Source organism: Streptosporangium sp. NPDC001681 (genome assembly GCF_040298085.1).
Classification (GTDB): domain Bacteria; phylum Actinomycetota; class Actinomycetes; order Streptosporangiales; family Streptosporangiaceae; genus Streptosporangium.
On the sequence record NZ_JBEOZN010000108.1, the window covers coordinates 20,317 to 33,673 of the forward strand.

13 protein-coding genes and 1 pseudogene are annotated in these 13,357 nt (G+C 71.1%); 11 read left to right on the top strand and 3 right to left on the bottom strand.

The window, feature by feature from the left end; all coding sequences use genetic code 11:
- The first annotated feature begins 49 nt into the window (after positions 1–49).
- From ABT130_RS35555 to ABT130_RS35570, 4 genes are all read left to right on the top strand, one after another.
- A complete protein-coding gene (locus tag ABT130_RS35555) occupies positions 50–1,000 on the top strand; it encodes an FKBP-type peptidyl-prolyl cis-trans isomerase (RefSeq protein WP_350963085.1) in 951 nt (316 codons plus the stop codon).
- A gap of 142 nt (positions 1,001–1,142) precedes the next feature.
- The gene (locus ABT130_RS35560; RefSeq protein WP_350963088.1) at positions 1,143–2,039 is read left to right on the top strand and encodes an FKBP-type peptidyl-prolyl cis-trans isomerase; all 897 of its coding nucleotides are present in this window, start codon (positions 1,143–1,145) and stop codon (positions 2,037–2,039) included.
- A gap of 48 nt (positions 2,040–2,087) precedes the next feature.
- Positions 2,088–2,729 (top strand): helix-turn-helix transcriptional regulator, encoded by a 642-nt coding sequence (locus tag ABT130_RS35565; RefSeq protein WP_350963091.1) that lies wholly within the window; start codon positions 2,088–2,090, stop codon positions 2,727–2,729.
- Between the two features lie 32 nt (positions 2,730–2,761).
- The gene (locus tag ABT130_RS35570) at positions 2,762–3,238 is read left to right on the top strand and encodes a DUF3291 domain-containing protein (RefSeq protein ID WP_350963094.1); all 477 of its coding nucleotides are present in this window, start codon (positions 2,762–2,764) and stop codon (positions 3,236–3,238) included.
- On the opposite strand, the gene ABT130_RS35575 is transcribed toward ABT130_RS35570, so the two are convergent.
- A complete protein-coding gene (locus ABT130_RS35575; RefSeq protein ID WP_350963096.1) occupies positions 3,184–4,281 on the bottom strand; it encodes a DUF3866 family protein in 1,098 nt (365 codons plus the stop codon). The two genes, ABT130_RS35570 and ABT130_RS35575, sit on opposite strands and share 55 nt — an antisense overlap.
- Positions 4,282–4,320: 39 nt before the next feature.
- Here ABT130_RS35575 and ABT130_RS35580 point away from each other — a divergent pair, with 39 nt between their 5' ends.
- The 7 genes from ABT130_RS35580 to ABT130_RS35610 all read left to right on the top strand — a co-directional run bounded on the left by ABT130_RS35580 (position 4,321) and on the right by ABT130_RS35610 (position 11,546).
- Positions 4,321–5,277, top strand: a complete 957-nt coding sequence (locus ABT130_RS35580; protein WP_350963099.1) for a helix-turn-helix transcriptional regulator — start codon at positions 4,321–4,323, stop codon at positions 5,275–5,277.
- Positions 5,274–6,230, top strand: a complete 957-nt coding sequence (locus tag ABT130_RS35585) for a helix-turn-helix transcriptional regulator (protein ID WP_350963102.1) — start codon at positions 5,274–5,276, stop codon at positions 6,228–6,230. Before ABT130_RS35580 ends, ABT130_RS35585 begins: the two co-directional genes overlap by 4 nt.
- Positions 6,231–6,254: 24 nt before the next feature.
- A complete protein-coding gene (locus ABT130_RS35590) occupies positions 6,255–6,443 on the top strand; it encodes a hypothetical protein (protein ID WP_350963105.1) in 189 nt (62 codons plus the stop codon).
- A 66-nt stretch (positions 6,444–6,509) separates the two neighbouring features.
- Positions 6,510–6,845 (top strand): Sec-independent protein translocase subunit TatA, encoded by a 336-nt coding sequence (gene tatA, locus ABT130_RS35595; protein WP_350963108.1) that lies wholly within the window; start codon positions 6,510–6,512, stop codon positions 6,843–6,845.
- A 139-nt stretch (positions 6,846–6,984) separates the two neighbouring features.
- On the top strand, positions 6,985–7,839 hold the full coding sequence (gene tatC, locus ABT130_RS35600) for a twin-arginine translocase subunit TatC (RefSeq protein WP_350963111.1): 855 nt from the start codon (positions 6,985–6,987) through the stop codon (positions 7,837–7,839).
- Positions 7,840–7,856: 17 nt separating this feature from the next.
- Entirely contained in the window at positions 7,857–8,732 is an 876-nt protein-coding gene (locus ABT130_RS35605; RefSeq protein WP_350919291.1) for a diacylglycerol kinase, read from the top strand.
- A gap of 84 nt (positions 8,733–8,816) precedes the next feature.
- The gene (locus ABT130_RS35610) at positions 8,817–11,546 is read left to right on the top strand and encodes a DEAD/DEAH box helicase (protein WP_350919294.1); all 2,730 of its coding nucleotides are present in this window, start codon (positions 8,817–8,819) and stop codon (positions 11,544–11,546) included.
- A 55-nt stretch (positions 11,547–11,601) separates the two neighbouring features.
- On the opposite strand, the gene ABT130_RS35615 is transcribed toward ABT130_RS35610, so the two are convergent.
- Together ABT130_RS35615 and ABT130_RS35620 are read right to left on the bottom strand one after the other, a co-directional pair.
- On the bottom strand, positions 11,602–13,029 hold the full coding sequence (locus ABT130_RS35615) for an RNB domain-containing ribonuclease (protein ID WP_350963114.1): 1,428 nt from the start codon (positions 13,027–13,029) through the stop codon (positions 11,602–11,604).
- A 68-nt stretch (positions 13,030–13,097) separates the two neighbouring features.
- Positions 13,098–13,357, bottom strand: a pseudogene (locus ABT130_RS35620) (flap endonuclease); the annotation flags it as partial.

Below are 13,357 nucleotides of genomic sequence, written 5' to 3' on the forward strand. Positions count from 1 at the left end.
CCGGTACGGGTAGTGTTGCGCGAACCTGACGTCTGCTTGAGGGATACCTATGCGCCGCCGCAGCATGGCCGTACTGGCCGCAGTGCCTCTGATGTTCGCCGCAGCATGCGGCTCGGGAGGGGACGCGACCACCGGCGCCTCCACTTCCGCCGGCAGCGGAGTCACCGAGCTACAGGTGACCGGGGAGATCGGCGCCAAGCCGAACGTGGCCTTCCCGGCCAAGGTCGTCGAGACCTCCTCCTACAAGGTGCTCACCCCCGGCACCGCGGGGGAGACCGCCAAGCTCGGCACCAACGTGGTGGCCAACTTCACGGTCTTCGCCTGGGACGGCAAGGAGAACAAGCTCGCGGGCTCGACCTACGACGAGGGCGGCCCGCAGGTCATCACGCTCAACGAGCAGGTCCCGGAGATCCTCAGAAAGGGCTTCGCCGAGACCAAGAGCGGCGGCAGGTTCATGTCCGTCGTGGCCAAGGACGCGCTGCCCAAGGAGCAGCAGGCGCAGGCCCCCGCGGGCCAGTCGCAGGTCTTCGTGGTCGACGTGGTCGGCGTCCCCGAGGGGAACGCGGCCAAGGGCACCGCGACCGACCCCGGCGTCGCCGGCGTCAAGGTGGAGAGCCCGGGCGGTGAGACCGCGCCGAAGCTCACCACCAAGACCAAGGAGAAGGCGCCCAAGGAACTCGTCGCCAAGACCGTGATCAAGGGCACGGGGCCCGAGGTCAAGTCCGGTCAGTCGATCCTGGTCCAGTACGCCGGGAAGATCTGGGGTTCGGACGTCGAGTTCGACAGCAGTTGGTCCCGTGGTGCTCAGCCGATCATGTTCCAGATCGGCACCGGCAAGGTCATCAAGGGCTGGGACCAGGGTCTGGTCGGCGTCCCCGTGGGCAGCCGGGTGCTGCTGAGCATCCCGCCGGACCTCGGTTACGGCAAGGCGGGCTCCGGCGACAAGATCAAGGGAACCGACACCCTGGTCTTCCTGGTCGACGTGCTGGCCGCCTACTGACGCTCCTCGCGGAGCGACTCACCCCCGAACCCGGCCGTGCGCGCACGGCCGGGTTCGCGTTTTCCGATCACGATCTCCAGCTACTGACAATTCTCCCAATAGGGCGTTAGGGTTGGCGCAGCCACCGGCCCCGGGAGTTCGGATGCGTCCCACGGCACTGCTCGCCGCGCTTTCGCTCGTGCTGGTCACCGCCTGCGCCTCCGGCGACGGGCAGGCGGGGCCGGAGGTCGAGGTGCTCGGGAACTTCGGTGACAGGCCCACCGTGCGCTTTCCCGAGGGCGCGCCCTCCGGGGGCCTGAAATTCACCGAGCTGATGACGGGCACCGGCGCGGAGATCGGGGGGAACGACCTGGTCGTCGCCCAGTACACCGCGCACGTGTGGGACGGCAAGGACAACCGCCTGCTGGCCTCCAGCTTCAACCAGGGCGCCCCGGCGTCCTTTCCGCTGAACCAGACGATCACCGGTGTGGGCAAGGCCCTGCGCGGCCACAAGGTCGGCAGCCGGGTGGTCGTCGCGGTTCCGCCGGAGGAGGCGTACGGCCCCAACCCACCCGGCGGGATGACCGCCGAGGACGGGCTGTTCTACGTGGTCGACGTGCTCGGCGCGTTCCCGCCCGACGCCACCGCGAAGGGCGGGGGCGGGGTCCTCGACGGGGTCAGGGTCACCGGAGCCTCCGGCGGGCGCCCGGCCATCTCCCTGCCGGGCACCGCGCCTCCCGCCGACCTGAGGAGCAAGATCCTCGTCAGGGGCGCCGGGGCCGAGACCCGTGCGGGACAGCTCATCGTCACCCAGTACGAGAGCAGGGTCTGGGGCGAAGGCGTCTCCGACTCCACCTGGGCGGCGGGGCAGCCCAAGGCCTTCCAGATCGGCAAGGGCCGCGTCATCGCGGGCTGGGACCGGGCTCTGGTCGGCGTCCCGGTGGGCAGCCGCGTCCTGGTGATCGTCCCGCCCAGGTTCGGCTACGAGAACGGCCTGCCGCCGTCCGTCGAACCCGGCGAGACGCTCGTCTTCGTCGTCGACGTGCTGGCCGCCTACTGACCCGTGCGCCGGGCGTGACCTTTGCCGCCCCCACCTACAATCCGGGCTGTGAGCGGTGATGACCTCGACAAGGTGGCGGTACTTCACGACCCGGTGCGCCGGGCCGTCTACGACTATGTGACCTCCCGTGGCCAGGAGGTGGGGCGCAACGAGGCGGCCGAGGCGGTGGGGATCCAGCGGACTCTGGCCGCCTTCCACCTCGACAGGCTTGTCGAGGCCGGCCTGCTTGACGCGGGCTTCAGGCGGCTGACGGAGCGGACGGGCCCCGGCAGCGGCCGGCCTGCGAAGGTCTATCACAGGGCGCGGGGGGAGTGGCAGGTCAGCGTGCCCGCCAGGGACTACCGAACGCTCGCCCTGGTGCTGGCCGAGGCGGTGGAGTCGCTCGGCGGGGAGGAACGGGCCGAGCAGGTCGCGCGACGCGCCGGGGCCGGGTTCGCGCGGCAGGACGATGATCTCGTCGGGGTGCTGCGGCGGCGCGGTTACGAGCCGTACGAGGAGGAGGGCCGGGTACGGCTGCGCAACTGCCCGTTCCACGTGCCGGCCGAGGAACATCCGCTGCTGGTCTGCTCGGTGAACCTGGGGCTGTGCCGAGGGTTGCTGGAGGCGCTCGGCCAGGACGCCTCGGCGGCCCGGCTGGACCCGCGCCCGGAGGAGTGTTGCGTCACCTTCTCTAAAAACAATGAGAATTGACATAGAAAGGCCGGGGGTGATCTGCTGTGCTCATGCATCTGGCCCAACTGAACATCGCCCACATGCGTGCTCCCGTCGATTCCCCGGAGCTGGCCTCCTTCGCCGCAGGTCTCGACCCCGTCAACCGGCTGGCCGAGGCGACTCCCGGCTTCGTCTGGAGACTCAAGGGCGGCGACGCCCCCGAGGACACGGTCAAGCACGACTACGGTGACCACCTGCTGATCAACTTCTCGGTCTGGGAGTCGCGCGAGGCGCTGTGGGACTACGTCTACCGCAGCGGCCACCTGGAGTTCCTGCAGCGGCGCAGGGAATGGTTCCTGCGCATGGCGGAGCCGTCCTCGGTGATGTGGTGGATTCCCGAGGGGCACGAGCCGCCCCTGGCCGAGGGAATGGAGCGCCTGGAGCGGCTCAGGAGGGAAGGCCCCACGCCTGAGGCCTTCACCTTCAAGGTTTTCTACGACAGCAGCGAGGCCGTGTGGCGTCCGGCGGCGGCCGAGGCCAGGAAGTAGGCCAGGTCCTCGTCCAGGCCGCGGCCCATCGTCGACAGCCTGACCGGAGACTCCCGCAACGCCGCGTACAGCCCGTCCACCGGCACCTCGATCAGTTCGTGCCGCGCGGCGAGCGGGCGCGACTGCTCGGTCACCCGCCTGCCGAAGTCGCCGGGCAGCACGGGTACGGCGATCTGGGCGGGGGCCAGCGCCACCCGGCCGTAGGCGGTCAGCGAGTGGTGCGAGACCCCGATGTGGCGCTCGCGCAGGTCGCCTTCGCTGACCCGCAGCGCCGCGACCGGGCGGCCCCTGAGGACGGCGGCGGCGTTGACCGCCTCGCCGGCCGAGACGCCGGAGAAGCCCCAGCGGGTGCCGCTGCCCAGGTTGCCCGGCCCCTGGGTGACGACCGCGACGTCGGCCCCCAGGACATGCCGGGCCGCCAGCAGGCCGGTGTGCGGCGTCACCGCCTCCACGTCGCCGCCGAAGGCCTGGCCCACCGTGACCACCCCGCACAGCCAGCCGGTCTCTCGTAGCCGCGCGCACGACATGGAGAACCAGGCGGGCAACGCGCCCCCGTCGAGCATCACGTAGGCGACCCTGGCGGGCCGGTGCCCGCCGGACTCCCCGGTACGCGGCGGATTCGAGCCGTACAGGCCGCAGAGAATCGCCGGCAGGGCCGAGTGCAGGTCGGCGACGATCACCGGCATGCCGTCCACGGAGTCGGCGTCACGCAGGAGGTGGTGGAAGGGCGAGTCCTGCTCGTCCGCGCCGAGTACGGTGGTCTGCAACGGGGTGTAGCGTGCCTTCACCAGGTGTCCGGGACCTTGAGGATCTTGCGGCAATCGGTCGGGAACAGCCACCACCATGGCGTAACCTCCCGTACCGAGACCCATCGCGAGCGCGGTCGTGTTGAGCAACACCACGTCACCGGGCTCCGGGCGTCCCACCAGGGCCGGATAGGCGAGCGCGCGCGCCTCGCCGTCCTCGGTGGTCACGTCGAGTTCCATTGCCCCCGGCCATTCGCGCCGGATCCGTACGACCTCGCCCCTGCGCCATCTGATCACGGGGGAAGGGTAGCGTCACTTGAACAGGGAGGAGGCCGGATGTCGCGCCGGAAGACCGAGCGGCTGCTCAATCTCGTGATCTGCCTGCTGGCCACGCGGCGGCCGCTCAGCGCCGAGCACATCCGCCAGGCGGTGCCGGGCTACGACGCCGACAACGACGAGGCCTTCCAGCGGATGTTCGAGCGGGACAAGAACGAACTGCGCGAGATCGGCATCCCGATCGAGGTCCACAAGGACCCCTGGGAGGAGGACCCCGGCTACCGGATCGTCCGCCAGGCCTACGAACTGCCGGAGATCACCCTGGAACCGGACGAGGCCGCGGTGGTGGGCCTGGCGGCCCAGGTGTGGCAGCGGGCCAGCCTGGCCGAGGCGGCCAGCGGCGCGCTGCTGAAGCTGCGCGCCGGGGGAGTGGAGACCGACGAGGCGTACGGGGTGCTCGGCGGGGCACTGGAGTTGCGCGTCGACACCCAGGATCCGTCCTTCCCCGCGCTCTGGGAGGCCGTGCGCGACCGGCGGGCGGTCCGCTTCGCCTACCGGGCGGCGGCCAGCCAGAACGTGCTGACCCGCACCGTGGAGCCGTGGGGCGTGGTCAGCCGCCGTGGCCGCTGGTACATGGTCGGTCACGATCGCGACCGGGACGCGCCGCGGGTCTTCCGGCTCAGCCGGATCGGCGGGGCGGTCACCACCATCGGCCGTCCGGGCTCCGTGACGGTGCCCGAGGGGGTCGACATCAAGTCCATGGTCGTCTACAGCGACGCCGCGGTCCGGGAGCGTACCGCCCTGGTCCGGGTCAGGCAGGACACCTGCCAGGGACTGCGCCAGGTGGCGAAGGCGGTGCGGCCCGCCGGTGACGGATGGGACGAGCTGGAGGTCGACTTCACCGATACCGGCCGGCTGGCCGGGTGGATCGTGGGCTTCGCCGCCGACGCGGAGGTGGTCGGCCCGCCGGACGCCCGCGACGCGGTGATCTGCCGCCTGAAGGGAGCACTCGCGTGAGCACCGCTGATCGCCTGCCCAGGTTGCTGGCGCTGGTGCCCTATCTGATGTCGCACCCCGGGGCACAGGTGCCCGAGGTCGCGAAGATCTTCGGTCTGAGCGAGAAGCAGCTCATCGACGACCTGCAGCTGGTGTGGATGTGCGGGCTGCCCGGCCACACCCCCGGCGACCTGATCGACGTGTCGTGGGACGGTGGGGAGATCGTCATCGACAACGCCGACACCATCGCCCGCCCGCTGCGGCTGGGGGTGGACGAGGCCAGCGCCCTGCTGGTCGCGCTGCGCCTGCTCGCCGAGATGCCGGAGTTCGGGGAGCGCGATGCGCTGGCCCGGGTCATCGCCAAGTTCGAGCAGGCCTCGGGCGAGGGCGCGGCGGCGGTCAGCAGCCAGGTCGCGGTGGAGGTCGACGCCGCACCCGACGCGCTGCCCAGCGTCAACGAGGCGCTGCGGCGCGGTAGACGGCTGTCGCTGCGCTACTACGTGCCGGGGCGCGACGAGATCACCCCGCGCGAGGTCGACCCGATGCGCCTGGTCGTCGTGGACGGCCGTCCCTACCTGTCGGGCTGGTGCTACCGGGCCGAGGCGGTCCGGCTGTTCCGGCTGGACCGGATGCTCTCCGTCGACGTGCTCGACGTGCCCGCCGATCCGCCCGCCGACGCGGTGCCGGACGAGGTGACGTCCGGGGTGTTCCGGCCCTCGCCGACCGACGAGCTGGTGGAGCTGGAGCTGACCGCCGCGGGCCGCTGGGTCGCCGAGTACTACCCGTGCGAGGAGGTCACCGAGCTCGGTGAGGGCCGCGTGCGGGTGGCGCTGCGCGCCAGGGACCAGGGCTGGGTGGTACGCCTGGCGCTGCGCCTGGGCGACACCGGCAGGGTGATCTCGCCCGCCTCGCTGGACGCGAGCGTGCGCGCCGCCGCGACGGCCGCGCTGAATCGTTACGAGTCGGTCTCCTGACGTGCGGTACTAGGATCTCCCACTATGAGCTGGATCATCGCCGCGCTCTCGCTGGCCCTCGTGGGGCTGGGAATCCTTGGTTTTCTGGCTGTTCGCGTACTGCGCGCGGCCACCGAACTCGGCCGCGAGATCGACCGCGCGCACGGGAGGCTGGAGCCCGTCCGGGTGCTGTTCGGCGAGAGCGGGGGGACGATACGTGTTCCGAAGGGATGAGTCTGCCCTCGAGGCAGCGTACGATCGGACGCAGAGACTGCACGTCGTTCGGCGTAAGGATGTGTAATGCCAAACCTCGGACCCACTGAGCTGATCATTATCGGCTTGATCCTGGTGCTGCTTTTCGGTGCCAAGAAGTTGCCGGAAGCCGCCCGCGGGCTCGGCCGGTCGCTGCGCATCTTCAAGTCGGAGACCGCCAAGCTCCGCGATGACGACGAGGCCGACGGCACGACCACCACGGTCGTCCAGGCCCAGGCCCAGCCGGCCGCCCCGGCGCCGCAGCCGATCCCGGCCGCGACTTCGACGCCGGCCTCCGCGCTGAGCGTCGAGGAGCAGGCCCGCCAGCTTGAGGAGCAGGCGGCCAGGCTGCGAGCCCAGGCTGGAGCGCCCAAGACGCAGTGATCGGCGGTAGCCTGAAGATCTACCCCGATCAACCGACTCGTCACCCCAGGATTCGTGAATGGCGCTGCTGAAGTGGCCTAAACCGGGCCGGAACGGGACGGAACCGCCCGCTGACTCTGGCGACGGTCGCATGCCGCTCATGGAGCACCTGCGTGAGCTGCGCAACCGGCTGATCATCGCCATGCTCGGCCTGCTCGTGGGCATCGTGGTTGGTTTCATCTTCTTTGGCCCGATCTGGCAGTTCGTGTCTGCCCCTTACTGCGGGCTTCCCCAGGCGCAGGAGTTGCGGCCTGGGCAGTGCACGATGCTGATCCTCGGCGTCTTCGACTCCTTCTTCGTGAACCTCAAGGTCGCGGCGATGTTCGGCCTCGTCGTCTCCTCACCGATCTGGCTCTGGCAGATCTGGGGTTTCGTCACCCCCGGCCTGTACCGCAACGAGAAGCGCTACTCGATCCTGTTCATCATGCTGGCCGTCCCGCTGTTCCTCGCGGGCGCGGCTCTGGCCTACTTCGTGATGGACACGGGGCTGTCGATCCTGCTCGGGTTCGCCCCTCCGGGGACGCTGACCGGCATCACGATCGACGAGTACCTCAGCTACGCGCTGATCATGATCATCGTGTTCGGCATCTCCTTCGAGTTGCCGCTGCTCATGGTGTTCCTGAACATCATCGGGGTGCTGCCGCGCTCGCTGGTGGCCAAGCACCGCCGGATGGTCATCTTTCTCATGTTCGTCTTCGGAGCGGTCGCCACCCCCGGCGGCGACCCGTTCACGATGATCGCGCTCGCCCTGCCGATGGTGGCGCTGTTCGCCCTGGCCGAGGGGTTCATGTACCTGCGGGAGAAGAGGCAGCCGAAGGGCGAGGACTTCTCACACCTCTCCGATGACGAGGCCTCCTCGCTCGACGACGACGCCTCGCCTCTGGGCGACGTGACCCCCGTCGGTGATCCGGCTCCTATCGATTCGAGAACGACCGACACCGATCCCAGCAAATAGGGGATAAGTTCCGATCTGTGCCCGCAGAGATCGCAGTCCTCGTCAATCCCGCCGCCCGTGGCGGCCGTTCACGGGGACTGCTCTCCCCGGTGCTCGACCGGTTGCGGCAGGGCGGTCGCGAGGTCTCGGTGATCCTCGGAGACTCCGCCGCCGATGCCCTGGACCGCGCCTGCCTGGCCGTCGCCGAGGAACCGGAAGCGCTGGTGGCCTTCGGCGGTGACGGCCTGGTCCACCTGGCACTCCAGGCGGTCGCGGGCAGTGGCGTGCCGCTGGGCGTCATCCCCGTGGGCACCGGCAACGACATCGCGGGCGCGCTCGGCATCCCGCTGAAGGCACCCCTGGCCGCCGCCGACACCGTGCTGCGCGGGCGGGTGCGCACCGTCGACGCCGCGAAGGTGGGCGAGGACGAGTGGTTCGCCGGGGTGGTGGCCTGCGGCTTCGACTCCCGCGTCAACGAGCGGGCCAACCGGATGACCTGGCCGCCCGGCATGGCCAGATACCTGGTCGCGCTCGCCGAGGAACTGCGCTCCTTCAGGCCCATCCCGTTCCGGATCGACCTGGACGGTGAGATCGTCGAGCGGGAGGCCATGCTGGTCGCGGTCGGCAACACCCGCTCGTACGGCGCGGGCATGCGCGTGTGCCCCGATGCCGTGCCCGACGACGGCCTGCTGGACGTGACGATCCTCGGCGCCGTCCCCCGGGGGGAGTTCCTGCGCGCCTTTCCCCGTGTCTATCGGGGCTCGCACGCGAGCCACCCCGCCGTCACCATGCACCGCGCCCGAAGGGTGCGGGTGGAGGCCCCCGGAGTGATCGCCTACGCCGACGGCGAGCGGGTCGGTCCCACTCCGCTGACCTGCGAGGTCGTTCCCGGAGCGCTGGCGGTCCTCGTTTAGGGCCGTTCCGTCCGCGCGATCGGCCGGATCGCCGGGTAAAAAGGGGGGACGGACCGGAATCCCGATATCGGTAGGCTGGGAGGTATGACGACCCCAGCGGAACGATACGCTGCCTTCCGTCAGAGCCAGGCTGAGAGTGGGCCGGCGCTGACCTCGTTCCGCGGCCTGTACGACTTCGAGCTGGATGACTTCCAGATCGACGCCTGCCGGGCGCTGGAGGCGGGCGACGGGGTCCTCGTGGCGGCACCCACCGGCTCGGGAAAGACGGTCGTGGGCGAGTTCGCCGTGCACCTGGCCCTGGCGGAGGGCCGCAAGTGCTTCTACACCACCCCGATCAAGGCGCTGTCCAACCAGAAGTACAACGACCTGGTCAGGCGGTACGGCGCGACCAAGGTGGGCCTGCTCACCGGTGACAACAGCGTCAACGGTGAGGCTCCCATCGTCGTCATGACGACCGAGGTGCTGCGCAACATGCTCTACGCCGGCTCCGGCACCCTGGCGGGGCTCGGCTTCGTCGTCATGGACGAGGTCCACTACCTCGCCGACCGGTTCCGCGGCGCGGTCTGGGAAGAGGTGATCATCCACCTGCCCGAGTCGGTGCGGCTGGTCGCCCTGTCCGCCACGGTCAGCAACGCCGAGGAGTTCGGCGAGTGGATGGGAGAGGTCCGCGGCGACACCAGCGTCATCGTCGACGAGCACCGCCCGGTCCCGCTCTGGCAGCACATGCTCGTCGGCAACCGCATCTACGACCTGTTCGTCACCGGCGACGAGGACCGTCGCCCCCAGATCAACCCCAACCTGCTGCGCATCGCCAGGGACGAGGAGCGCCAGGCGTACGGCAGGGGCCGCCGCGGCTACCCGCGACCCCGCAGGAACGGCCCGCCGGACCGGGCCGCGGCCATCGAGCGACTGGACGCCGACGCCCTGCTGCCCGCGATCACGTTCATCTTCTCCAGGGCCGGTTGCGACGCCGCCGTCATGCAGTGCCTGCACGACGGCATCCGGCTCACCACCGACGCCGAGCGCCACGAGATCCGCCAGATCGTCGACGAGCGCACCGCGCACCTGCCCGACGAGGACCTGGCCGTGCTCGGCTACCTCGAGTGGCGCGACGCCCTGGAGCGGGGCCTGGCCGCCCATCACGCGGGCATGCTCCCGGCCTTCAAGGAGGTCGTCGAGGAGCTGTTCACCCGCGGCCTGGTCAAGGCCGTGTTCGCCACCGAGACCCTCGCGCTGGGCATCAACATGCCCGCCCGCTCCGTGGTGATCGAGAAGCTCGACAAGTGGAACGGCGAGACCCACGCCGACCTCACCCCCGGCGAGTACACCCAGCTCACCGGGCGAGCCGGGCGCCGCGGCATCGACGTGGAGGGCCACGCGGTGGTCCAGTGGCAGCCGGGCACCGACCCCCTCCAGGTCGCCGGCCTGGCCAGTACCCGTACCTACCCGCTGCGCTCCAGCTTCCGCCCCTCGTACAACATGGCGGTCAACCTGGTCGGCCAGGTGGGCAGGGAGCGGGCCAGGACGCTGCTGGAGTCCTCGTTCGCGCAGTTCCAGGCCGACCGGGCCGTGGTGGGCATCGCCAAGCAAGTGCGCCGGGCCGAGGAGGCCCTGGAGGGCTACCGCCAGGCGATGACCTGCCATCTGGGCGACTTCGAGGAGTACGCCGCGATGCGCAGGGCCCTGTCCGACAGGGAGGCCGAGCTGTCACGCCAGCGCGGCGCGGCCCGCAGGACGCAGGCGCTGCGCTCGCTGGAGGCGCTCAAGCCCGGCGACATCATCAGGATTCCCGGCGGGCGCCGCGCCGGCCTGGCCGTCGTTCTCGACCCCGGCCTCAACTCCCGGGGCGAGGGCCCGTCCCCGCTGGTGCTGACCATCGGCAAGCAGGTCAAGAAGCTGTCGCCGGCCGACTTCCCCGTCCCGGTCGAACCGGTCGAGCGTCTGCGCATCCCGAAGAACTTCAACGCCCGCTCGCCGAAGGAGCGGGCCAACCTGGTCTCCTCGGTACACGCCAAGATCGGCGACCGGGACTTCGGCAAGCCCGTCAGGGCACGCGACCACGCCACCGAGGACGAGGAGATCACCCGCCTGCGCCGGGAGATCCGCCGGCACCCCTGCCACGGGTGCGACGAGCGCGAGGACCACGCCCGCTGGGCCGAGCGCTACCACAAGCTGCTCCGCGAGACCGAGGGGCTGCGCCGCCGGGTCGAGGGCCGCTCCCACGTCATCGCCCGCACCTTCGACAAGGTCTGCGGGGTGCTCGACCAGCTCGGCTACCTCGACGGTGAGAGCGTCACGACCGAGGGCCGCCGCCTGGCCCAGCTCTACACCGAGCTGGACCTGCTGACCGCCGAGTGCCTGCGCGCCGGGCTCTGGAACGACCTGGACCCGGCTGAGCTGGCCGCGTGCGTCTCCTCGCTGGTCTTCGAGTCCAGGCAGGCCGACGACGCCCGCCAGCCCAGGATCCCCGCGGGCGGCGCGCAGCAGACGCTGGCCGACATGGTCCGTCTCTGGAGTGAGCTGGAGTCGATCGAGAGCGACCACGGGCTGTCGTTCATCAGGGAGCCCGACTTCGGCTTCGCCTGGGCGGCCTTCCGCTGGGCCAGGGGCCACACCCTGGACTCCGTGCTCCGAGACGGCGCCGGCGGTGCGGAGCTGGCCGCGGGAGACTTCGTACGCTGGATGAAGCAGCTGCTCGACCTTCTCGGCCAGATCTCCACCGCCGCCCCCGCCGGGAGCAAGGTCAAGCAGAACGCGAGCAAGGCGATGGACGCGCTGCGTCGCGGGGTGGTGGCCTACTCGTCCCTGGCCTGAGCCGGGCCGTGCGGGGGGCGTACCGGGTACGGCTGGTTTCCCGGACGAGGCGCGGTCAGGCCAGGCTGAAGCGGACCTCGCGGGTGGTCGGGTCGGCGCGCGTCAGACGCACGCGCACGCTCCTGCCCAGCCCGAGCCCCTCGCCGTCGCAGCGGGCCACCACCGCCGGATCGGTGAGCTGCACCTGGCCCCACGGCCGGTCCTCGGCCACGTCGATCACCACCGCCTCGAACGTCTGGCCCACCCGCTCACGGAGCACGAAGGCCTCCACCAGGTCCACGCACGCCCGCTCGACGCCGTTCACACGGCGCCCGGTGGCGTGCATGATCTCCGGCAGCTCGCCCATGGCCTCCTGGACGTCCTGCGGCACCGGCTCGCCCGCCGCGATGGCCAGGCAGATCTCCGTGGCGTAGCGGTCGATGAGCCGGCGCAGCGGCGCGGTCACATGCGCGTACGGCGCGCCCACAGCGGCGTGCTCCGCCTGCGAGGGGGGCTCGCCGTTGAAGGCCACGTAGCCGGCGCCGCGCAGCAGCACCGTCGACTCCTGCAGGAACGCGGCCTGCTCGGGGATCTTCGGGTCGAGGGCGTGCACGACGTCGCCGTACCCGGCATCCTCCGGCCAGGGCACGCCGAGTGCCGCGGCCACCCTGCGGACCTGGGCGACCCTCTCGGCGGGGGCGGGCGGCAGCACCCGCAGCAGGCCGATCTCCGCGTCCAGCATCATCGAGGCGGCGGCCATGCCCGTCAGCAGCGAGATCTGCGCGTTCCACGCCTCGGCCTCCAGCGGGGCGCGAAACTCCAGCCGGTAGCCGTCCCCGTCCGGAACGACCTCCTGGTCGGGGGTGGGCAGCGTGACGCCGCCTCTGGCCCGCTCCAGGGCGAGCCTGAGCCGGCCGATCTCGGCCAGCAGTCGCAGCGTGCCGTCGGCGGTGCCGGTGTCGATCGCGGCCTGTGCGTAGTCGTAGTCGAGCCGCTCGCGGCTGCGCACCAGCGCCCTGGTCACGTCCGCGCCCACGATCCGGCCCTCCGCGTCGAGGTCGACGCACCACAGCGCGGCGGGCCGCGTCACGCCCGGCAGCAGGCTGGCGGCGGCCTCCGACAGCAAGGGCGGGTGCAGCGGCACGCGCCCGTCGGGCATGTAGACCGTCTCGCCCCGGGTGCGGGCCTCGGTGTCGATCGCCCCTCCGGGCCTGACGAACGCCCCGACATCGGCGATGGCGTACCAGACGCGGTAGCCGCCGGGCCGCTCCTCCAGGTGCACGGCCTGGTCGAGGTCCATCGCCCCCGGAGGGTCGATGGTGATCAGTGGCAGGTCGGTCCGGTCCAGCCGGGGCAGGGCGGGCACCTCGGCGACCCACTCGGCCTCGTCGACCGCCGCCCGGGGAAACCCCTCGGGCAGCTTCATCTCACGGCGGATCCGTTCGAAACCGTCGTCGAGGCGGGGGTGGGACTCTCCGGGTACCCGGATGCTCTTGTGAGGCACAGGGAGCAACCTACCGGCTGGCGGCGGTCCCGCCCCACCGACTAGGGCGAAATGGTCAGATCGGACATTTAGCGGGTGGGTCGGAGCGTGGAGGTCAGGCGTTCCAGCGGCCCGCCCAGGCCGTAGCGCTCGCTCAGCGCCGCCAGGGCATCCGGGTCGCGGGGCTTGGCCGGGAGCGTGAGGTCGGTCTCGGGCAGGGGCACGTCGCGGGCGACCCAGACCACCTCGGGGGCCACCCGCAGGTAGTCGCGGGCGGCCGACAGCCTGGCACGCTGCCCCGAGGTCAGGTCGCCGTCCCCGTCGACGGCGCGCAGCAGCGCCTCCAGGG